This window comes from Pseudomonas sp. LBUM1646, assembly GCF_059716165.1.
Genome location: NZ_CP166810.1, coordinates 1,085,542 through 1,104,224, shown reverse-complemented (window position 1 = coordinate 1,104,224; position 18,683 = coordinate 1,085,542). Strand labels below are relative to the sequence as shown.

Here is an 18,683-nt window from a genome sequence, read left to right as displayed (position 1 = left end):
GGCCACTTCATTTAAAGCGAATACTTCTGCAAATTCCCCATCATTTCCTTCAACGCCTCAATATTGTCCTTCGGATGCGCCGCCCCTTCGAAATCACAAATCTGCTGCCAATGCGCCGCCACGTCTTCCGGCGAGAACCCCACCCGCGGATCAAACCCGGCACCGAGGCTGCGCTCCCAGCGCACCTTGCCCATCCAGCCGCCACCGACCTCAAACAGCCCTGATGTTTCCTGGCAATTTTCGCTGGCCAGGTACACCACCAACGGGCTGACCAGTTCTGGCTTGAGCTGTTCGAACACTTGCGGCGGGATCAGACCTTCGGTCATGCGGGTGCCGCCGGTGGGGGCGATGGCGTTGACCAGGATGTTGTTTTTGCGGCCTTCAATGGCCAAGGTGCGGGTCAGGCCGTAGAGGCCGAGTTTGGCCATGCCGTAGTTGGACTGGCCGAAATTGCCGTAGATGCCGGAGGTCGAGGCGGTGAAGATCACTCGACCGTAATTTTGCTCGCGCATATGGGGCCAGGCGGCACGGGTGACTTTGTAGGCGCCTTCGACGTGGACGCGGTAAACCAGGTCCCAGTCAGCGTCGTCCATTTTGTGGAAGGTCTTGTCCCGCAGGATGCCGGCGTTGTTGACCACGACATCGACACGGCCAAACACGTCGAGGGCGTTTTGCACGAGTTTGTCGCCGTCGGTGACGGAGTCGTGATTAGCCTCGGCCGTGCCGCCGGCCTCGCGGATTTCGGCGACCACACGGTCGGCTGCCGAGGCGTTGGCACCTTCACCCTGAGCCGTGCCGCCAAGATCGTTGACCAGCACTTTGGCGCCCTGTTTGGCGAACAGCAGCGCATGCGCCCGGCCGAGACCGCCGCCAGCGCCGGTGATGATCACGACTTTATCTTCGAAGCGCACAGACTCATTCATGGGGGACTCCAGCAGGCCAAGGGACGATGACCTCGAGTGTCAGGCACGCGGCGGCGGGTCACAATCAAGACGAGGGGGCTGAATGGTGTGCGATAAGGCAGGGGGATGATGAGGTGAATGTTAAAAAAGATCGCAGCCTTCGGCAGCTCCTACGTGCCTGTGGGCGCTGCCGAAGGCTGCGATCTCTTTAGGAACACGCCCTCTTGAGCGGTGCTGAAACCTGCCGATCACGAAACTCCAGATAGTGTTTGAGCACCTGCCCCGGCGCTTCGGTCTGGGGGTAGTGACCAATGCCCGGCAACAGCACCGTATCGGGGTTGGGGATCAGTTCCCGATAACGCTCGACCATATGCGCGCCGGAAATCGGATCGACCTCGCCATCGATCACCCGCAACGGCACTTCATTGCGCTGCATGGCGCCGACCCAGCGCTCGCGCTGGACTCGCCGCTGCGGAATGTAGCCGATCAGTTTATGCATGATCCGTGGCCCGCGATTACTGTCGATCAAGCTCCAGAAATCATCCATCTCGCTTTCGGTCGGCCGGGTTTGGGGTCCGAAGATCTGCCGGAAACTTTTCACCAGCGCGTCACGGGTAAAGGCGCGGCCGATCATCCAGCCCAATGGGCTGAGCAAGAGTTTTTGCGCCAGCAACGGGCGATGGGTTTCGGGAAACAGACCGCCGTTGAGGAACACGCAACTGGCGATATCAATTCGCGCCTCATAATGCCGGGCCAGCAGTTCCTGGGCCACGCTGTCGCCGTAATCATGGGCCAACAGGTGTACCGGCTGCTCGATGTTCAGATGCGCCAGCAAGGCCTGCTGCAAATCGGCTTGCTCCAGCAGGCTGTATTCGTGGTTCACCGGTTTGGCCGAATCGCCGAAGCCGAGCATGTCGCAGGCGATCACTCGATAGCGCTGGGCGAGCGGCTGCCAGAGGTAATGCCAGTCCCAACTGGCGGTTGGAAAACCGTGGATAAGCAATAGCGGCTCACCCTGCCCGGCCATCCAGTAGCGGATGACCTGGCCACGGAATACGAACGTCTGGCCGCGTTTGCGCCAGACACACAGCGGGATCTCGGCGAGAGGCATTAGAGTTTATAACCCGGGTCTTGTTTATCGAGTTTGCGCAGCAACGCCGGCCAGGCCAGCGCGCCGCCCATCCCTTGTGCACTTTTGGTGACGCCGGCGATCATCGCCTTGGCGCCTGCCAGAATCTGCGGTTCGATGGCGATCAGCTCGGCGCCACCGTTTTGTGCGAGCACCTGAATATCGCAGGCGCGCTGGAAGGTGAACATCATCAAAAAAGTGTCGGCGATGGTGCCGCCACAGGTCAGCAGACCGTGGTTGTGCAACATCAGGAAATTGTTTTCACCGAGGTCGGCTTGCAGCCGCGCCTTCTCCTCGTGGTTCAGCGCGACACCTTCGTAGGCGTGATAAGCCAGGCTGGACAGCACGAACAACGACTGCTGGCTGATCGGTAAAATGCCCTGTTTTTGCGCCGACACCGCAACACCGGCAGCGGTGTGCGTGTGCAGCACGCAGACCACGTCATGACGCACTTCATGCACGGCGCTGTGGATGGTGTAGCCCGCCGGATTGATCTCGTAGGGGCTGTCCATCAGCTTGTTGCCGGCCTGATCGACCTTGACCAGGCTCGACGCGGTGATCTCGTGAAACATCAGCCCGAACGGGTTGATCAGGAAATCTTCGGTGCCCGGCACCTTGGCCGAGATGTGGGTAAAAATCAGATCATCCCAGCCATGCAAAGCGACCAAACGATAACAGGCGGCGAGATCGACGCGGGTCTGCCACTCGGCGGCACTGACCTGGTCTTTGACACTGTGGGGCGATTGGACGGGGGTGACACTCACGGCAAGGACCTCGCTTTTTTATTGTTTTACTCACGTGTCAGCAGTCTAGTCAGCCCTCGGAGTTCGTGTAGTTGCATTCGCAGCCAGCTTGATGGCCGAGCGAGTCAGTGACGCCATGACCTTGGATCCATGTCAAAGCACCGACGCCAACAAGGGTGCCGCGAACAGATTGAGCAACCCCGTCAGAACCATGACCAACCCCGCGACCGAACCTTCTTCCCCGCCCACTTCATGGGCTCGACTGACCCCGGCACCGTGAGCACCCACACCAAACAATGCGCCTCGCGCGAGGGCACTGCGCAATGGCAACCACTTGAGCAGGATGCCGCCAAGCATTGCCCCGAACACCCCGGTGAACATCACAAACACCGCCGTCAATTCCGGTACGCCACCGAGGTCGTGGGCCAGCGGCATGGCAAAGGGTGTGGTAATCGAACGGGGCACCAGCGACATCGTCACCGAACTGTCCAGCGCCAGCGCCTTGGCCAGTCCGAACGAACTGCCGATGGACGCCGCGCTGCCCGCCAGCATTCCGAGCAGCAACGCCGACCAGTGCCGCACCAGCATCTGTCGCTGTTGCCAGATCGGCACCGCGAAGGCCACAGTGACCGGGCCCAATACCAGCATCAGCCAATGGGTGTTGCTCGAATATTCCGCATAAGCCGTATGCAGCGGCACCGCAAGCGCCAGCAACAGAGCCGGGACCAAAATCAGCGGCGACAGCACGTAACGCCCCGTACGCCGGTAGATCCAGCGGCTGAACAGATAAGCCAGCAGCGTGAACGCCAGCCAGAACATCGGCATCAGCTCAAGCTTCATGGGGCCTCCTCAAACGGACGACCAGCTCCACGGTAAATGCCGTCACCAACATCACCATCAACGTGCTGACGCCGATCACCAGCAAAATCCGCCAGCCGTCGTCGCGCAGCAGGCCGCCGTAATCAAGCAGGCTCATCAACGCAGGAATAAAGAACAACAGCATCTCGGCCATCAATAACCCGGCGCCCATCTGCAATGCTGCGGGTTTCACCCAACCAAGGGCGAACGCCAGCAGCAGCAACGCCATGCCAATCACGCCTCCAGGAATCGGCCAGGAAAACCAGGCGGCCAATTGGCAGCCGAGCAGGTAGATCGCCAGCAGCACGGCCAATTCAGCGATGAGTCGGGAAAGCTTTCTCAGCGTTGGAGAGTTGAAGGTTGATGCGTTCATGGTTTCGGTCCTCACAGGTGCTCATTTTACGGAGCGGGCTGCTATCCCCGAAGCGAATTGTTAGACTAAAAGCCATTCCAAAATGGAATTCAGCCCATGGAATTCAAACAGCTACGCAGCTTCATCGAAGTGATGCACCAGGGTGGTTTCACCCAGGCGGCCAAGACCTTGCACATCAGCCAATCGGCCGTTAGCAAGCAAGTCGCGCAGCTTGAGCAAAGTCTGGGCACCCCGCTACTGGAACGCTTGGGCTCGCAACTGCGCCTGACCGCCGCCGGCAGCGTCGTGCTGCAACGCGCCGAAGGCATGCTGCGCCTGCGCAATGAGTTGCTCAGTGAACTGGATGACTTGAGCCAACTGGCCCGTGGGGAGTTGCGTCTGGGATTACCACTACTGGGCAGTGACGCGTTGTTTGCTGGACTGTTCGCCGAATACCGGCGACGCTACCCGAACATCAGCATTCAATTGCTCGAAGGTGGCAGCCTGAACATCGAGCAGGCGGTATTGAGCGGGGAGCTGGAATTGGGTGGCAGCCTGCCGACGAAGGATCCGCAATTCGCGTTTCAGCCGTTCTGCGACGAACCGCTGGACGCCCTCCTGCCGGCCGAACATCCGCTGGCGGCGAAAACCGTAATTGGTCTGGAGGAATTGGCTGACACGCCGTTCCTGCTGTATCAGCGCAGCTTTGTGCTCAATGACCGCTTGCTGCAAGCCTGCCAACAAATGGGGTTCACGCCCAAGGAAGGGGGTCGCAGCGGCCAGGCAGATTTTCTGGCGGCGCTGGTGGCCGCCGGGCAAGGCGTAGTGCTGTTGCCCAGCGTTGTGGCGCGGGGGCTGGTGCGACCAGGCGTGGTGCGCCTGACCTTGAACGCGCCGGCTTATCTGCGCTGGGACATTGCCTTTATCTGGCGCCAGGGTGCTTACCTGTCCAAAGCCGCCCAGGCCTGGCTCGCACTGCTGCGCGAGCGTCCGGTCAGCCCCGCAGAGCGCTGACCAGCTCCGCCAGCCAAGGCTCGGCATCGGTTTCCGGCGTCACGCTTTCGCTGGCATCGAGGCGCAGCATTGGCAGCACCTCGCGCAGGCCCAGCTCGCCGAACAATTCACGCATCTGCTCACCGCCGCCGCAGAAGGTGTCGCCATAGCTCGCATCGCCCAGGCCGATCACCGCGCCAGGCAACCCACGCCAGGCGGCGGGCAACTGGTCACGAATCATCGAGTACAACGGTTGCAGGTTGTCCGGCAATTCGCCCATGCCGGTGGTCGAGGTCACGGCCAGGAAGGCTTCGGGGCCGAACGCCTGGACGTCAGCCAGGCTGGCGCGAGGGTTGTGCCAGGTCTCGAAACCGGCTTCTTTCAAAATATTCGCAGCGTGCCGGGCGACTTCTTCAGCCGTGCCGTACACCGAGCCGGAAAGGATGGCGACTTTCATCAATCTGTTCCTGAAGCTGTAAAAGACGGGCGATATTAACAGCACCGGGGAAAAACCTGCGATTGCCTCTCAATTAGCGTTAGTGGCCAGTAGACAGCTCATTTTGTTCTTCTAGAATGCAGCACTCAATCAACTTGGAAAGGATTCTCTGATGATCAACGCTCAACTGCTGCAAATGGTGATCAACGCTTCCAATGACGGCATCGTGATTGCCGAAAAGGAAGGCGAGCAAGACAACATCCTGATTTACGTCAACCCGGCATTCGAACGCCTGACCGGTTACACCAGCGAAGAAATCCTCTACCAGGACTGCCGCTTCCTGCAGTCAGGCGATCGGGACCAAGAGGCACTGCCGCTGATTCGCGAGGCACTGGACAACAGCGGTTCGTGTCGGGAAGTGCTGCGCAACTACCGCAAGGACGGCACACCGTTCTGGAACGAACTGTCCCTTTCGACAGTTAAAAACGAAAGTGACGGACAAACCTATTTTGTCGGTGTACAAAAAGACGTGACCGTCCAGATCAAGGCACAACAGCGGGTGGCGCAACTGGAAGCGCAAGTGGCTGAATTGCAGGCCGAGTTGGCTGCGCTCAAAGCGACGAACGGCGAAAACAAAACTGCGAATTAATTGTCATTAACTACAATCACCGATGACTTTGTAACTTTTATTTACGAGCAAGCCATGCAACGCGACGCACTCCTAACCCAGGATGAGCTGGATTTTATCCAGACCATGCAGCACAACCCGCAGCTCAATGTGCGGGATGCAACGTCGAGCCTGCTCGTCAACGGTGGATCGCAGATCCGGGACCTGCTTACGCGCCTCGCGGCCCATGAGCAGGTCACCATCCAGGCCAACTTCGAAAATCAGCAAATGACCTTCCCGCTGCACCTGGTGGAGGACGAGTTTCACGCGCTGCATTTGCGCCTGGGCGTGCCGAGCATTTTTGAAGACGGACCGCAGGTCCGGCCATGGCGCCTGACGCTTGAGGAGCCGGTCGCGCTGGAGAATGCCAAGGGTCAGCCCGGCACGATGTGGGTCCACGAAGTGTCGTTCAAAGGGGTATTGCTGGAAGTTCGCAACAAGACCAAACCGCCAAAGCATTTCGCCTTGTGGTTCAGCCCGTCAGGCTATGAGCGGATCGCATTGCGCGGCACGTTCGAACGGGAAACCGAGCAAGGCTTCTTCGCTTATCAGTTGAGCCAAAGCGACAAGGACGAAACCGAACGTCTTCGTCAGTTCATCCTTCAGCAACATCGCCTGACCCATCCCGCCCTCCACGTCTAAGCCTCAAGTATCCAGGTTACCCGCCAGGAACTGCTTCAGGCGCTGTCGCATCAGCAAGCCTTCGTTACCCAGACAACCAATCGACGATCCGGCCAGGCTTTCCTGCGCCAGATCGGACGCATCACCGGCGAGCATCAACTGGCAATCCAGGCTCAAGGCCAGGCGATTCAAGCGTCGTGGCAGCTCGGCGGCCGGCACGTGATTGGAAAACAACACCAGCGCCAGGGGTTTGATTCTTTCGCAGACCAGGGTCAACTCATCGAACGGCTGGCCGATCGTGAGCACACGCACTCCCGAATCCATCCCGCTCAAAAACAACGCGGCGACGAGCAGTTCGAGTTCATGGCATTGACCGGCCAGTGCGCTGACAACGATCCGGCGCGGTGAGGTATCACGTATCAGCAGCAGGCGCTGCGCCACACGCGATCGCAGAAAAGCATCGAGGAACAACCATTCGCTGGTCTGGCCGAATGCCTCCTGACGCTTCAACAGTAGCTTCCAGAGCGGCATGAGAATGTCCTGGAACACCACGGGCAGTGTGTAACTGGAGAAAATCTGCCCGTAGACCCGCTCCAGTTGAATGTCGTCAAACGCACTGACAGCGGCCTGGACCTGCTGCCGCCATTGGCCGTAATCGGCCAATACAAGTTCATTGGGGATAATGTGCGAGAGCGCTTTGAGCGGTTCGGTCTTTGCCAGGATCTTGCCGACCTTGCTCACAGCAACACCGCGGTCGATCCAGCCCAGGATGCTGCGAACTGTCTCGATATCGGCCATTGAGTACAGCCGGTGCCCGCTTTCGGTGCGCGTGGGCTGAATCAGACCGTAACGACGTTCCCATGCCCGCAGCGTGACCGGGTTGATACCGGTCAGACGTGCCACCTCTCGAATCGGGAAAAGCTCTTCCCGTTCCAGGGAAGCAGCTGGCAACAACGCAGGGACAAGGTCAGTCAGGACAGGCATTGGGCGGAGATCGTTCATTAGAAAATTGGATCCCATTTAACGCCTATCCCCAGCAATCATTCAAGTTGTTGATGGATGACGAATGTCTCTGGCGTAATTTTTATAATCAGGAATAATCCTTGCTTGTCCCAAGTCGCAGGCCATCACCCCGGCGCTGCGTCTGGCGAAACTCCTACCCGGAGCGACGCGCTTGTCATATGGAGATACAAAATGTCTACCTCACCCGTCACGCTGATGGTGGCGCGCCGCGTTGCCGATGGGCGTTATCAGGACCTGATCGCCTGGTTGCGTGAAGGCGAACAACTGGCCACCGACTTCCCTGGTTATCTCGGCTCTGGCGTGCTTGCTCCGCCGCCCGATGATGACGAATTCCAGATTATCTTCCGCTTCGCCGACGAACACACCCTGCACGCCTGGGAGCATTCCGCCTCACGCACCGCCTGGCTGGCGCGCGGCAGCGACTTGTTCGCCCATCCGACCGAACATCGGGTCAGCGGCATCGAAGGCTGGTTCGGCGCTGCCGGTAATCGCCCGCCGCGCTGGAAACAGGCTGTGGCGATCTGGCTGGCGTTCTTCCCGGTTTCCCTGCTGTTCAACTTTGTCCTGGGGCCGTTGCTCGGCGAAATGAGCCTGTTGCCTCGAGTGCTCGTCAGCACCCTGTGCCTGACGCCACTGATGGTCTATTTCTTTATTCCGCTGTCGACCCGTTTGCTGGCCAACTGGCTGCACAGCACCCCGGCGCGCCCATTGCCCGCCGCGCCCACCACCCAAAACCGCTGATCCCTGTAGGAGCGAGGCTTGCCCGCAATGAACGATGACGCGGTCTGACAGAAAAGACCGAGTCGCCTCATTCGCGGGCAAGCCTCACGCCTACAGGACGTAGGTGAACGCTTGCCGTCGCTGGTATAGTTTTGCTCTAACCGCGACGCGAGCCGTTCATGACCTCTTCCGCAGCCCCAATCCTCATCACCGGTGCCGGCCAGCGAGTCGGCCTGCATTGTGCGCAGCGTTTGCTCGAAGACGGTCACCGCGTGATTTTCAGCTATCGCAGCGAACGCCCCGGCGTGCAGACGTTGCGCGATCTCGGCGCGACAGCGGTGTTCGCGGACTTCTCCAGCGAAGCCGGCATCCTCGCGTTTATCAGCGAACTCAAGACCCACACCGACAGCCTGCGGGCGATCGTGCATAACGCGTCCGAATGGCTGGCCGAAACCCCGGACACCGATGCCCAGGCATTTACCCGAATGTTCAGTGTGCACATGCTCGCGCCCTACCTGATCAACCTGCACTGCGCCGAGTTGCTCGAACGCTCGAACCCGGCCGACATCGTGCACATCAGCGACGACGTGACCCGCAAGGGCAGCAGCCAACATATCGGCTACTGCGCCAGCAAAGCCGGGCTCGACAGCCTGACCCTGTCCTTCGCCGCGAAATATGCGCCAACGATCAAGGTCAACGGCATCGCGCCAGCCCTGCTATTGTTCAACCCCGACGACGACGCGGCGTACCGCGCCAAGGCCCTGGCCAAGTCCGCGCTGGGCTTCGAGCCAGGCAGCGAAGTGATCTACCAGAGTCTGCGCTATCTGCTCGACAACCCTTATGTCACCGGCACGACCCTGACCGTCAACGGCGGACGGCACGTCAAATAAGCCGCCCCGCGAGGATGTTCCATGACGTTATCCCTGCCCCAGAACTCCCTGTCCCAGAGCTATCGCGAGATCCTCATCGGCCTCGGTGAAAATCCCGACCGCGAAGGTCTGCAAGACACCCCGGTACGCGCGGCCAAGGCCATGCAGTACCTGTGTCATGGCTACGAGCAGAGTGTCGAGGAAATCGTCAACGGCGCGCTGTTTTCGTCAGACACCGACGAGATGATCATCGTCGCCGACATCGAGCTCTATTCGCTCTGCGAGCACCACATGCTGCCCTTCATCGGCAAGGCGCATGTGGCTTATATTCCGACCGGCAAGGTGCTGGGCCTGTCGAAGATTGCACGGCTGGTGGACATGTTCGCCCGGCGCCTGCAAATTCAGGAAAACCTCACCCGGCAGATCGCCGACGCCGTGCAACACGTGACGGACGCCGCCGGTGTCGCCGTGGTGATCGAGGCCAGGCACATGTGCATGATGATGCGTGGCGTCGAAAAACAGAATTCGACCATGAACACCTCGGTGATGCTCGGCGCCTTTCGCGAGTCGAGCAACACCCGTCAGGAGTTCCTGCAATTGATTGGACGGAGCAAGTAGCAATGCCACAACTTCAACCAGGAATGGCGCGCATCCGGGTCAAGGACCTGTGCCTGCGCACCTTCATCGGCATCAACGAAGACGAAATCCTCAACAAGCAGGATGTGTTGATCAACCTGACCATCCTGTACGCGGCGCAAGACGCGGTGCGCGACAACGACATCGATCACGCGCTGAACTACCGCACCATCACCAAGGCAATCATCGCCCACGTGGAGGGCAATCGCTTTGCCCTGCTCGAACGCCTGACCCAGGAAATCCTCGATCTGGTCATGGTCAACGAGTCGGTGCTGTACGCCGAAGTCGAAGTCGACAAACCCCACGCCCTGCGTTTTGCCGAGTCGGTGTCGATTACGCTAGCGGCGAGCCGCTAAGCTTCAAGCTTCAAGCTTCAAGCGGTAAGCTAACGGCCACCGCAACCCAACTTGCAGCTTGAAGCTTGCCGCTCAAAGCTGTCTCGCAGAGACAACCATGAACGATCAACAACGCCTGGAACTTGAAGCCGCCGCCTTCCGCCGGCTGGTCGCGCACCTGGACAGCCGCAAGGACGTGCAGAACATCGACCTGATGAACCTCTCGGGTTTCTGCCGCAACTGCCTGTCCAAGTGGTACAAGGCCGCGGCCGACGAACGCCAGATCGAGGTCAGCCTCGACGACGCCCGCGAAGTGGTTTACGGCATGCCGTACGCCGAGTGGAAAGCCCAATACCAGCAAGAAGCCAACGCCGAACAACAAGCGGCGTTCGCCAAAGGAAAACCCAATGAGTGATTTGAACACCCTGCGCGCCAGCCTCAAGAACGGCGAACACGTTTTTGCTGACACCCTGGCGTTCATTGCCGCCGGTTACGATTACCAGCCGCAGGCCTTCAACAACGGAGGCGTGGAAAACGCCGCCGGGCAGAACGAAGGTTCGTGCAAGACCCTCGGTCTGGCGTTACTGGAAGGTCTGAGCGATGAAGAAGCGCTGCTGGCGTTTGGCGAGCATTACCGCTCGGTGGTGGCGACGCCTGAGGGCAGCGACCATGGCAATATCCGCGCGTTGATGGCTCATGGTCTGGCTGGCGTGAAGTTCGTTCAGCAACCGCTGAACCGCCGCTGATTCACGAAAGATCAAGATCAAAAGATCGCAGCCTTCGGCAGCTCCGCGCCTGTGGGCGCTGCCGAAGGCTGCGATCTTTTCGCTTCTACAGCACATCCCGACTTTTAAGATTGACCCGGCGACTTTATTTCGTTTGCCCGGCACGCCTGCTCACGGCTTAGATAAAAAGAAGCATCCCTTCTTCTGAGTCAGGTATCCATGAGCAGCGAAACCATCAGCAAGTCGATCAACATCGTTCATCCCGTCACGCTCAGCCACGGCAAAAACGCCGAGGTCTGGGACACCGAGGGCAAACGCTACATCGATTTCGTCGGTGGCATCGGCGTGCTGAACCTAGGCCATTGCCATCCGCGCATCGTCGAGGCCATTCGCGAACAGGCCACCCGGCTGACCCACTACGCATTCAACGCCGCCCCGCATGTGCCCTACATCGAACTGATGGAGCGTCTGACGGCGTTTATCCCAGTGGACTACCCGGTCAGCGGCATGCTGACCAACAGCGGCGCGGAAGCGGCGGAAAACGCCCTGAAAATCGTCCGTGGCGCCACCGGCCGCACCGCAGTGATTGCCTTTGATGGCGCCTTCCACGGCCGCACCCTCGCGACTCTCAACCTCAATGGCAAAGTCGCGCCCTACAAACAGAAAGTCGGCGTGCTGCCAGGGCCGGTGTATCACCTGCCCTTCCCCAGCAAAGACAACGGTGTGACCTGCGCCGAGGCGTTGAAGGCGATGGATCGGCTGTTCAGCGTCGAAATCGACGTCGAGGACATCGCCTGTTTTATCGTCGAACCCGTGCAGGGCGAAGCGGGTTTCCTGGCGATGGACGTGGAATTCGCCCAAGCGTTGCGGCGCTTCTGTAACGAGAAAAACATCCTGCTGATTGCTGATGAAATCCAGTCCGGTTTCGGCCGCACCGGTGAGCGTTTTGCCTTCTCGCGACTGGGCATTGAACCCGACCTGATCCTGCTCGCTAAAAGCATCGCCGGCGGTGTGCCATTGGGCGCGGTGGTCGGGCGCACGTCGCTGCTCGACACCTTGCCCAAGGGTGGACTGGGCGGCACCTATTCGGGCAATCCAATTGCCTGCGCCGCAGCATTGGCAACGCTGGACGAAATGACCGACGCGAATCTGCACACCTGGGGCTCGCAACAGGAAGAAGCGATTGTCAGCCGATACGAGTCTTGGCGCACCAACAAGCTTTCACCGTTTCTGGGGCGCCTGACCGGCGTCGGGGCGATGCGCGGTATCGAGTTGGCCCATGCCGACGGCACACCGGCCTCTGCGCAGTTGACCCAGTTGCTGGCCCTGGCCCGCGACGCAGGTTTGCTGCTGATGCCCAGCGGCAAGTCTCGAAACATCATTCGACTGCTGGCACCGTTGACCACCGAGGCCAGTGTGCTCGAGGAAGGCCTGGACCTCCTTGAGGCGTGCCTGGCAAAACTGACCTGAGCATAAAGTCCCTGTAGGAGCTGCCGCAGGCTGCGATTTTTTGACCTTGACCTTTTAGAGCAAAGTCAAAAAATCGCAGCCTGCGGCGTCTCCTACAGGTTCAACGTATTTGTCTCAGGCACAAAAAAACCGGCCGAAGCCGGTTTTTTCATTTCAACGTTCTCAGAACTTGGCGTTCTGCAGGTCGTCGAGGTAACGCTCGGCGTCCAGGGCTGCCATGCAGCCGGCGCCGGCCGAAGTGATCGCTTGACGGTAAACGTGGTCAGCCACGTCACCGGCGGCGAAGATGCCTTCCAGGTTGGTCGCAGTGGCGTTGCCTTCACGGCCGCCGTGCACGACCAGGTAGCCATCTTTCAACGTCAGTTGGCCTTCGAACAGCGAAGTGTTCGGGGTATGGCCGATGGCGATGAACACGCCGTCGACTGTCAGCTCGTCGAAGCTGCCGTCGTTGTTCTTCAGGCGAGCACCGGTGACACCCATGTTGTCGCCCAGGACTTCGTCCAGGTTCGAGTTCAACTTGAGGATGATCTTGCCTTCGGCAACCCGGGCATTCAGCTTGTCGATCAGGATTTTCTCGGCGCGGAAGGTTTCGCGACGATGGATCAGGGTCACGGTGCTGGCGATGTTGGCCAAGTACAGCGCTTCTTCAACAGCGGTATTACCGCCACCGACCACAGCCACTGGTTTGTTGCGATAGAAGAAACCGTCGCAGGTCGCGCAGGCCGAAACGCCTTTGCCCATGAACGCTTCTTCCGATGGCAGGCCCAGGTAACGAGCGCTGGCGCCGGTGGCGATGATCAGGGCGTCGCAGGTGTAAGTCGCGCTGTCGCCAGTCAGGGTGTACGGCTTGGCAGCGAAGTCCACGGCATTGATGTGATCGAAGACGATCTCGGTCTCAAAGCGTTCGGCGTGCTCTTTCATCCGCTCCATCAGCGCCGGGCCGGTCAGGCCGTGGACGTCGCCCGGCCAGTTGTCGACTTCGGTGGTGGTGGTCAGCTGACCGCCGGCCTGCATGCCAGTGATCAGCAGTGGCTTGAGGTTGGCACGGGCGGCATAGACCGCGGCGCTGTAACCGGCAGGGCCGGAACCGAGAATAATCACTCGCGAATGACGGACTTCAGACATGACCTGCTCCTGTTAACCGGCCCGAAAAACCTGGCGCGGAACGCCGGTTTGCCGGCGGGAATAAAAAAGGACTGTTGAAAGCACTTGGGGAAGGCTTGAGCTCGACAGTCCTGTAAAAGAATGGGTGCAGCGTATCGAGGGGGCGAAGATTAAGGAAATACGGTTTAACAATCCAGCTCATAGGCGGTCTCTATCCCGAAGCAGCGATTTTATAGACGCCTTTGTTACAGTGAATGTCGATGCTGCTGCCGCGCTTTCGCCTGTGAGGCAAAGCCGGTAAGGTCGGCCCGTTTAACCCTTGCTCGGAGCACGCTATGCCCGCCCCTGTTCTGTCCGGCCCGCAATACCTGCGCGAAGGCCTCAAGCTGGTCCTCAGCCCGGGCCTGCGTTTGTTCGTCTTGTTGCCGCTGGCTATCAACCTGGTGCTGTTCGTCGGATTGATCTTCCTGGCCGGCCATCAATTCAGTATGTGGGTCGATACGCTGATGCCGTCCCTGCCCGACTGGCTCAGTTTCCTCAGTTACATCCTCTGGCCGATTTTCGTCGTGCTGGTGGCGTTTATGGTGTTTTTCACCTTCACCATGCTCGCCAACGTCATCGCCGCACCGTTCAACGGCTTCCTCGCGGAAAAGGTCGAAGTGGTGGTGCGTGGCACCGACGACTTCCCGGCCTTCAGTTGGGGCGAGCTGATCGAAATGATCCCCCGCACTCTGGCTCGGGAAATGCGCAAACTCGGCTACTTCCTGCCGCGGGCGCTTGGCCTGTTCATTCTCTCGTTCATCCCGGTGGTCAACATCATCGCCGCGCCGTTGTGGCTGCTGTTCGGCGTATGGATGATGGCGATCCAGTACATTGACTACCCGGCGGATAACCACAAACTCGGCTGGAACGAAATGCTCGCCTGGCTGCGCCAGAAACGCTGGCAGAGCATGAGTTTTGGCGGGATCGTTTACCTGGCGCTGCTGATTCCGGTGGTCAACATTCTGATGATGCCCGCCGCAGTCGCGGGCGCGACCTTGTTCTGGGTCCGTGAGCGTGGCGCGGAAAATCTGGTACCCCAGCGCTCGATGTCATAAATCCATCATCGCACCGACACAATGACGACATGGCCTCAGCCGACACTGAGGTCATGACGACAGCTCTGCATATCACCCTGATCACCGAAACCTTCCCTCCGGAAATCAACGGCGTAGCCCATACCCTAGGCCGCTTGTGCGACGGTTTGCGCGCGCGCGGTCATCAAGTCGAGCTGGTTCGACCGCGTCAAGGCTGTGATCGGCAACTGGGCAGCGACGACGCATTGCTGCTGTGTCGCGGTTGGCCACTGCCGGGTTATCCGGGCTTGCAGTGGGGTCAGTCGTCGATGCACAAGTTGCTGCGGCGCTGGAAACGCCATCGCCCCGACGTGCTGTACATCGCCACCGAAGGTCCACTGGGTTTGTCGGCGTTGCGTGCCGCGCGGCGCCTGGGGATTTCGGTGGTCAGTGGTTTTCACACCAACTTCCAGCAGTACTCGAGCCAATACGGACTCGGCTTGCTGACGCGCCTGTTGACCCACTACCTGCGCTGGTTTCACAACCGCTCGAGCTTGACCCTGGTGCCCAGCATCAGTCAGCGGCTGGAGTTGGAACGCCGGCAGTTCGAACGCCTGGCGCTGTTGTCCCGCGGTGTCGACAGCCAACTGTTTCACCCGGCCAAACGTCTTGACGCGCTGCGTGAGCAATGGGGCCTGGCTGACGATGACATTGCCGTCATCCACGTCGGACGCCTGGCCCCGGAGAAGAACCTGGGCTTACTCAAGCGCAGCTTCGAGGCGCTGAAAAATACTTATCCACAGCGAAACATGAAGCTGATCGTGGTCGGCGACGGTCCACTACGGGTGGCTCTGGAGAAGGAATTGCCCGAGGCGATTTTCTGCGGCTCACAGCGCGGCGAAGCGCTGGCCAGTCACTATGCGTCAGGAGATGTGTTTTTGTTTCCGAGCCTGACCGAAACCTTCGGCAATGTAGTGCTTGAGGCGCTAGCCTCGGGGCTGGGCGTGGTGGCCTACGATATGGCGGCAGCGGGTCAGCACATTCGCCACGGCTACAACGGCGTATTGGCGATGCCGGGAGATGAGGAGGCGTTCTGCGAAGCGGCGCGCTGGTTGCTGGAAGAACGGGAAACCTTGCGTTGCGTGCGGCTGAATGCACGGCAGCATGCGAGTCGCCAGGGTTGGGCGGCGATTATCGAGCAGTTTGAGGGGCAGTTGCGCGGGGTTTGTTCACAGGAGCAAGCCCTGGCTGATGCAGCGTTGTTGCCTTAAAAGCTTCGCAGGCAAGCCTCGCTCCTACAGGGGGCGGTGATTCCCTTGTAGGAGCGAGGCTTGCCCGCGAAGAGGCCCTTCTTGGCAGCGCTTAAACCAGCGTCATCAACGCCTCACGGCTGAACGGCAGGATGTCTTCCTCCCGACCGTCACGCACCTTCTGCGCCCAGTCCGGATCCACCAGCAGCGCACGCCCTACCGCTACCAGATCGAACTCATCGTTATTCAAACGCTCCAGCAGTTTTTCCAGGCTGGCCGGTTGGGCAATCTTGTCGGTGTTGACCATGAACTGCAGGAACTCGCCATCCAGGCCCACGCTGCCCACAGTGATGGTCGGCTTGCCGGTGAGCTTGCGGGTCCAGCCAGCCAGGTTCAGTTCGGAACCGTCGAACTCCGGCTCCCAGAAACGTCGCGTCGAGCAGTGGAAAATGTCCACGCCGGCGTCGGACAGCGGCTTGAGGAATTCGCCCAGGGCCTCTGGGGTTTGCACCAGGCGCGCGGTGTAATCCTGCTGCTTCCACTGGGAGAAACGGAAGATGATCGGGAAGCCTTCGCCCACTGCCGCACGCACGGCCTGGATCAATTCGATGGCGAAACGCGAACGGTTGGCCAGGCTGCCGCCGTATTCGTCGGTACGCTGGTTGGTGCCTTCCCAGAAGAACTGGTCCACCAGATAGCCATGGGCGCCGTGGATTTCCACGCCGTCCATGCCGATGCTTTGCGCGTCTTTGGCAGACTGCGCAAAAGCAGCGATCACGTCCTGGATATCCTGTTGGGTCATGCCGTGAACTACGACCTGGCCGTCCTTCAGTTTTTCCGACGGGCCGTAACCCGGAACGCTGGCGTCCGGCTCGGTGCCGATGCGACGCACGCTGCCCACGTGCCACAGTTGCGGAACGATCTTGCCGCCTTCGGCGTGCACCGCGTCGACGACTTTCTTCCAGCCAGCCAGCGCGGCTTCACCGTAGAAGTGCGGCACGTTCGGGTAGCCGTTGGAGGCCTTGTGGCCGACGGTGGTGCCTTCGGTGATGATCAAGCCTACGCCGGCAGCCGCGCGACGGCGGTAGTACTCGATCACTTTGGAATTGGGTACGCCGCCCGGGGAGAAGGAGCGGGTCATCGGCGCCATGACGACGCGGGTCGGCAGTTCGAGAGTGCCGAGGTGGAACGGTTTGAACAGGGCTTTGACGGGCATGGGACGCTCCACGGGGAAATGACTTTATGACGGCGATAATATGGAGAGTCGCAAGGCTTGAATAGCACTATTGATTTAAGTGATTAAGGATTAGAAACGAAAAGATCGCAGCACCCATAGGCGCGTAGGAGCTGCCGAAGGCTGCGATCTTTTGATCTTGCTTTTGATTTTACGGAATCAGCTCAGCGCTTTTTCAATCGCATGAACAATCGTCGGATCATCCGGAGCCGTCCGCGGCGAGAACCGCGCCAATACACGCCCGTCTTTACCCAGCAGGAATTTCTCGAAGTTCCAGGTGATATCACCCGGAAACTCCGCGCCCTCGCCCGCCAGCAAACGGTACAGCTGATGACGATCATGACCGTTGACTTCCAGCTTGCTGGACAACGGAAAAGTCACGCCATAGTTGAGGCTGCAGAATTCCTGGATCTCTTGCTCGGTGCCCGGTTCCTGCCCGGCGAACTGGTTGCACGGCAAGCCCAGCACGCTGAAGCCTTTTTCTTTGTATTGCTGGTAGAGGTTTTCCAGCGCCGCGTACTGTGGGGTCAAACCACATTTGGAGGCAACGTTGACCACCAGCACGACGTTCCCCTTGAAGGGCGCCAGAGGTAGCTCCTGACCATCCAGGGCTGTCAATTTAAGGTCGTGGAAAGCACTCATGACGAACTCCAAATTCCCGTGTTCTTCTCGAAACAGCCACTTGGCGGCGCCTCCAGGGACAGCCGCGGACTAAAAAGGCGCCCTCGGGCGCCTCTCCAGTTCTCTGAGCTTAGCGCAGAAATCAGTGGTGATGGCCACCTTCGCCATGGACGTGACCATGAGCGATTTCTTCCTGGCTGGCGTCACGGATGTCGATGATCTTGACCTGGAAATTCAGGCGCTGACCAGCCAACGGGTGGTTGCCGTCGACGGTGACATCGTCGCCGTCCAGATCACGGATGGTGACAATTTGCATCTGGCCGTCCGGCGCGGAAGCGTGGAACTGCATGCCCACTTCCAGTTCGTCGACGCCTTCGAACATGCTGCGGCTCAGGGTGCTGACCAGTTCGGCAGCGTATTCGCCGTAGGCATCTTCGGGTTCAACGGCAACGGTCAGTTCGTCACCGACGGTTTTGCCTTCCAGGGCTTTTTCCAGGCCCGGGATGATGTTACCTGCGCCTTGCAGGTAAACCAGCGGCGCGCCGCCGGCGGAGCTGTCGATGACCTCACCAGCGTCGTTGGTCAGGGTATAGTCGATGGAGACAGCCTTATTGGCGGCGATCAGCATGGGGCGAGACCTTTTGCAGAAGAATATAGAAAGACCCAGTTTAGCGAAGCAATCGCCCGAAAGCGAACACAACCCGGACGGACGGATTGCGATGAAACCCTCGACGGTCACAGGCTTTCATCAAGACGAGGACGGCCATTGGGTGGCCGAGCTTTCATGCGGTCACACCCAACACCTGCGCCACCAGCCGCCATGGCAATCCAGGGCCTGGGTCCTGGACCCTGTGCAACGTATTGAAAAAATAGGCCTGCCCTTTGATTGCGGTTGGTGCGCACAAGGCTCGGTTAGCGATAACCTTGGCGACTGAATTTC

The 18,683-nt window shown here is 59.6% G+C and carries 24 protein-coding genes; 13 read left to right on the top strand and 11 right to left on the bottom strand.

All coding sequences use genetic code 11. The annotated features are described in order from the left end of the window. Window positions 1–11 precede the first annotated feature (11 nt). The 5 genes from ACA071_RS04795 to ACA071_RS04775 all read right to left on the bottom strand — a co-directional run bounded on the left by ACA071_RS04795 (window position 12) and on the right by ACA071_RS04775 (window position 4,005). Entirely contained in the window at window positions 12–923 is a 912-nt protein-coding gene (locus ACA071_RS04795) for an SDR family oxidoreductase (RefSeq protein WP_123405368.1), read from the bottom strand. A 187-nt stretch (window positions 924–1,110) separates the two neighbouring features. Then, complete coding sequence (locus ACA071_RS04790; protein ID WP_497643353.1) at window positions 1,111–2,013, bottom strand: alpha/beta fold hydrolase; 903 nt, start codon at window positions 2,011–2,013, stop codon at window positions 1,111–1,113. Then, complete coding sequence (locus ACA071_RS04785; protein ID WP_497643352.1) at window positions 2,013–2,795, bottom strand: class II aldolase/adducin family protein; 783 nt, start codon at window positions 2,793–2,795, stop codon at window positions 2,013–2,015. The genes ACA071_RS04790 and ACA071_RS04785 overlap by 1 nt, the downstream gene beginning before the upstream one ends. 132 nt (window positions 2,796–2,927) lie before the next feature. Beyond that, complete coding sequence (locus ACA071_RS04780) at window positions 2,928–3,614, bottom strand: LrgB family protein (RefSeq protein ID WP_497643351.1); 687 nt, start codon at window positions 3,612–3,614, stop codon at window positions 2,928–2,930. Next, window positions 3,604–4,005, bottom strand: a complete 402-nt coding sequence (locus ACA071_RS04775; RefSeq protein WP_497643350.1) for a CidA/LrgA family protein — start codon at window positions 4,003–4,005, stop codon at window positions 3,604–3,606. The genes ACA071_RS04780 and ACA071_RS04775 overlap by 11 nt, the downstream gene beginning before the upstream one ends. Before the next feature lie 96 nt (window positions 4,006–4,101). Between ACA071_RS04775 and ACA071_RS04770 the strand changes: the two genes are divergently transcribed. Further along, complete coding sequence (locus ACA071_RS04770) at window positions 4,102–4,998, top strand: LysR family transcriptional regulator (protein WP_497643349.1); 897 nt, start codon at window positions 4,102–4,104, stop codon at window positions 4,996–4,998. Here ACA071_RS04770 and ACA071_RS04765 read toward each other — a convergent pair. Continuing rightward, the gene (locus ACA071_RS04765) at window positions 4,979–5,434 is read right to left on the bottom strand and encodes a flavodoxin (protein WP_497643348.1); all 456 of its coding nucleotides are present in this window, start codon (window positions 5,432–5,434) and stop codon (window positions 4,979–4,981) included. The genes ACA071_RS04770 and ACA071_RS04765 overlap by 20 nt on opposite strands. A gap of 151 nt (window positions 5,435–5,585) precedes the next feature. Here ACA071_RS04765 and ACA071_RS04760 point away from each other — a divergent pair, with 151 nt between their 5' ends. After that, window positions 5,586–6,062, top strand: coding sequence for a PAS domain-containing protein (locus ACA071_RS04760; RefSeq protein WP_497643347.1), 477 nt, complete (start codon window positions 5,586–5,588; stop codon window positions 6,060–6,062). A gap of 54 nt (window positions 6,063–6,116) precedes the next feature. After that, the gene (locus ACA071_RS04755; protein ID WP_497643346.1) at window positions 6,117–6,722 is read left to right on the top strand and encodes a hypothetical protein; all 606 of its coding nucleotides are present in this window, start codon (window positions 6,117–6,119) and stop codon (window positions 6,720–6,722) included. A 3-nt stretch (window positions 6,723–6,725) separates the two neighbouring features. Here ACA071_RS04755 and ACA071_RS04750 read toward each other — a convergent pair whose 3' ends face one another. Continuing rightward, window positions 6,726–7,685 (bottom strand): MerR family transcriptional regulator, encoded by a 960-nt coding sequence (locus ACA071_RS04750; RefSeq protein WP_497643345.1) that lies wholly within the window; start codon window positions 7,683–7,685, stop codon window positions 6,726–6,728. A 210-nt stretch (window positions 7,686–7,895) separates the two neighbouring features. Here ACA071_RS04750 and ACA071_RS04745 point away from each other — a divergent pair, with 210 nt between their 5' ends. From ACA071_RS04745 to ACA071_RS04715, 7 genes are all read left to right on the top strand, one after another. Then, a complete protein-coding gene (locus ACA071_RS04745; RefSeq protein ID WP_497643344.1) occupies window positions 7,896–8,465 on the top strand; it encodes an antibiotic biosynthesis monooxygenase in 570 nt (189 codons plus the stop codon). Window positions 8,466–8,623: 158 nt separating this feature from the next. Then, window positions 8,624–9,334 carry a dihydromonapterin reductase gene (gene folM, locus ACA071_RS04740; protein ID WP_497643343.1) on the top strand — a complete coding sequence of 237 codons (711 nt, stop codon included), beginning with the start codon at window positions 8,624–8,626 and terminating at the stop codon, window positions 9,332–9,334. Between the two features lie 21 nt (window positions 9,335–9,355). Beyond that, window positions 9,356–9,931 (top strand): GTP cyclohydrolase I FolE, encoded by a 576-nt coding sequence (gene folE, locus ACA071_RS04735; protein ID WP_497643342.1) that lies wholly within the window; start codon window positions 9,356–9,358, stop codon window positions 9,929–9,931. A 2-nt stretch (window positions 9,932–9,933) separates the two neighbouring features. Next, window positions 9,934–10,305, top strand: coding sequence for a dihydroneopterin triphosphate 2'-epimerase (gene folX / locus ACA071_RS04730; RefSeq protein WP_133838572.1), 372 nt, complete (start codon window positions 9,934–9,936; stop codon window positions 10,303–10,305). 97 nt (window positions 10,306–10,402) lie between these two features. Then, on the top strand, window positions 10,403–10,699 hold the full coding sequence (locus ACA071_RS04725; protein WP_095129425.1) for a DUF1244 domain-containing protein: 297 nt from the start codon (window positions 10,403–10,405) through the stop codon (window positions 10,697–10,699). Beyond that, window positions 10,692–11,030 (top strand): HopJ type III effector protein, encoded by a 339-nt coding sequence (locus ACA071_RS04720; protein ID WP_497643341.1) that lies wholly within the window; start codon window positions 10,692–10,694, stop codon window positions 11,028–11,030. The genes ACA071_RS04725 and ACA071_RS04720 overlap by 8 nt, the downstream gene beginning before the upstream one ends. A gap of 198 nt (window positions 11,031–11,228) precedes the next feature. Beyond that, complete coding sequence (locus tag ACA071_RS04715) at window positions 11,229–12,479, top strand: 2-aminoadipate transaminase (RefSeq protein WP_497643340.1); 1,251 nt, start codon at window positions 11,229–11,231, stop codon at window positions 12,477–12,479. Window positions 12,480–12,641: 162 nt separating this feature from the next. Here ACA071_RS04715 and trxB read toward each other — a convergent pair whose 3' ends face one another. Further along, window positions 12,642–13,604 carry a thioredoxin-disulfide reductase gene (trxB, locus tag ACA071_RS04710; protein WP_133838567.1) on the bottom strand — a complete coding sequence of 321 codons (963 nt, stop codon included), beginning with the start codon at window positions 13,602–13,604 and terminating at the stop codon, window positions 12,642–12,644. A gap of 314 nt (window positions 13,605–13,918) precedes the next feature. Between trxB and cysZ the strand changes: the two genes are divergently transcribed. Both cysZ and ACA071_RS04700 read left to right on the top strand, forming a co-directional pair. After that, window positions 13,919–14,680 (top strand): sulfate transporter CysZ, encoded by a 762-nt coding sequence (cysZ, locus tag ACA071_RS04705; RefSeq protein WP_497643339.1) that lies wholly within the window; start codon window positions 13,919–13,921, stop codon window positions 14,678–14,680. A 29-nt stretch (window positions 14,681–14,709) separates the two neighbouring features. Next, complete coding sequence (locus ACA071_RS04700) at window positions 14,710–15,909, top strand: glycosyltransferase family 4 protein (protein ID WP_497643338.1); 1,200 nt, start codon at window positions 14,710–14,712, stop codon at window positions 15,907–15,909. 91 nt (window positions 15,910–16,000) lie between these two features. On the opposite strand, the gene ACA071_RS04695 is transcribed toward ACA071_RS04700, so the two are convergent. The 3 genes from ACA071_RS04695 to ACA071_RS04685 all read right to left on the bottom strand — a co-directional run bounded on the left by ACA071_RS04695 (window position 16,001) and on the right by ACA071_RS04685 (window position 18,371). Then, window positions 16,001–17,104 (bottom strand): NADH:flavin oxidoreductase, encoded by a 1,104-nt coding sequence (locus tag ACA071_RS04695; protein WP_497643337.1) that lies wholly within the window; start codon window positions 17,102–17,104, stop codon window positions 16,001–16,003. Between the two features lie 177 nt (window positions 17,105–17,281). After that, complete coding sequence (locus tag ACA071_RS04690; protein WP_497643336.1) at window positions 17,282–17,764, bottom strand: glutathione peroxidase; 483 nt, start codon at window positions 17,762–17,764, stop codon at window positions 17,282–17,284. Window positions 17,765–17,885: 121 nt separating this feature from the next. Further along, the gene (locus ACA071_RS04685; RefSeq protein ID WP_008150718.1) at window positions 17,886–18,371 is read right to left on the bottom strand and encodes an FKBP-type peptidyl-prolyl cis-trans isomerase; all 486 of its coding nucleotides are present in this window, start codon (window positions 18,369–18,371) and stop codon (window positions 17,886–17,888) included. Between ACA071_RS04685 and ACA071_RS04680 the strand changes: the two genes are divergently transcribed. Next, window positions 18,340–18,678 carry a DUF3565 domain-containing protein gene (locus tag ACA071_RS04680; RefSeq protein ID WP_497643335.1) on the top strand — a complete coding sequence of 113 codons (339 nt, stop codon included), beginning with the start codon at window positions 18,340–18,342 and terminating at the stop codon, window positions 18,676–18,678. The genes ACA071_RS04685 and ACA071_RS04680 overlap by 32 nt on opposite strands. The last annotated feature ends 5 nt before the right edge of the window (window positions 18,679–18,683 follow it).

What these genes read in the sequence shown, in the direction of transcription:
- ACA071_RS04700 (WP_497643338.1), top strand. Translation starts at nt 14,710, where the DNA reads ATGGCCTCAGCCGACACTGAGGTCATGACGACAGCTCTGCATATCACC.
- ACA071_RS04745 (WP_497643344.1), top strand. Translation starts at nt 7,896, where the DNA reads ATGTCTACCTCACCCGTCACGCTGATGGTGGCGCGCCGCGTTGCCGAT.
- ACA071_RS04750 (WP_497643345.1), bottom strand. Translation starts at nt 7,685, where the DNA reads ATGCCTGTCCTGACTGACCTTGTCCCTGCGTTGTTGCCAGCTGCTTCC.
- ACA071_RS04680 (WP_497643335.1), top strand. Translation starts at nt 18,340, where the DNA reads ATGGAGACAGCCTTATTGGCGGCGATCAGCATGGGGCGAGACCTTTTG.
- cysZ (WP_497643339.1), top strand. Translation starts at nt 13,919, where the DNA reads ATGCCCGCCCCTGTTCTGTCCGGCCCGCAATACCTGCGCGAAGGCCTC.
- ACA071_RS04685 (WP_008150718.1), bottom strand. Translation starts at nt 18,371, where the DNA reads ATGCTGATCGCCGCCAATAAGGCTGTCTCCATCGACTATACCCTGACC.
- ACA071_RS04790 (WP_497643353.1), bottom strand. Translation starts at nt 2,013, where the DNA reads ATGCCTCTCGCCGAGATCCCGCTGTGTGTCTGGCGCAAACGCGGCCAG.
- ACA071_RS04775 (WP_497643350.1), bottom strand. Translation starts at nt 4,005, where the DNA reads ATGAACGCATCAACCTTCAACTCTCCAACGCTGAGAAAGCTTTCCCGA.
- ACA071_RS04780 (WP_497643351.1), bottom strand. Translation starts at nt 3,614, where the DNA reads ATGAAGCTTGAGCTGATGCCGATGTTCTGGCTGGCGTTCACGCTGCTG.
- ACA071_RS04725 (WP_095129425.1), top strand. Translation starts at nt 10,403, where the DNA reads ATGAACGATCAACAACGCCTGGAACTTGAAGCCGCCGCCTTCCGCCGG.
- ACA071_RS04690 (WP_497643336.1), bottom strand. Translation starts at nt 17,764, where the DNA reads ATGAGTGCTTTCCACGACCTTAAATTGACAGCCCTGGATGGTCAGGAG.
- ACA071_RS04765 (WP_497643348.1), bottom strand. Translation starts at nt 5,434, where the DNA reads ATGAAAGTCGCCATCCTTTCCGGCTCGGTGTACGGCACGGCTGAAGAA.
- trxB (WP_133838567.1), bottom strand. Translation starts at nt 13,604, where the DNA reads ATGTCTGAAGTCCGTCATTCGCGAGTGATTATTCTCGGTTCCGGCCCT.
- folX (WP_133838572.1), top strand. Translation starts at nt 9,934, where the DNA reads ATGCCACAACTTCAACCAGGAATGGCGCGCATCCGGGTCAAGGACCTG.
- ACA071_RS04795 (WP_123405368.1), bottom strand. Translation starts at nt 923, where the DNA reads ATGAATGAGTCTGTGCGCTTCGAAGATAAAGTCGTGATCATCACCGGC.
- ACA071_RS04760 (WP_497643347.1), top strand. Translation starts at nt 5,586, where the DNA reads ATGATCAACGCTCAACTGCTGCAAATGGTGATCAACGCTTCCAATGAC.
- folM (WP_497643343.1), top strand. Translation starts at nt 8,624, where the DNA reads ATGACCTCTTCCGCAGCCCCAATCCTCATCACCGGTGCCGGCCAGCGA.
- folE (WP_497643342.1), top strand. Translation starts at nt 9,356, where the DNA reads ATGACGTTATCCCTGCCCCAGAACTCCCTGTCCCAGAGCTATCGCGAG.
- ACA071_RS04770 (WP_497643349.1), top strand. Translation starts at nt 4,102, where the DNA reads ATGGAATTCAAACAGCTACGCAGCTTCATCGAAGTGATGCACCAGGGT.
- ACA071_RS04695 (WP_497643337.1), bottom strand. Translation starts at nt 17,104, where the DNA reads ATGCCCGTCAAAGCCCTGTTCAAACCGTTCCACCTCGGCACTCTCGAA.
- ACA071_RS04755 (WP_497643346.1), top strand. Translation starts at nt 6,117, where the DNA reads ATGCAACGCGACGCACTCCTAACCCAGGATGAGCTGGATTTTATCCAG.
- ACA071_RS04720 (WP_497643341.1), top strand. Translation starts at nt 10,692, where the DNA reads ATGAGTGATTTGAACACCCTGCGCGCCAGCCTCAAGAACGGCGAACAC.
- ACA071_RS04715 (WP_497643340.1), top strand. Translation starts at nt 11,229, where the DNA reads ATGAGCAGCGAAACCATCAGCAAGTCGATCAACATCGTTCATCCCGTC.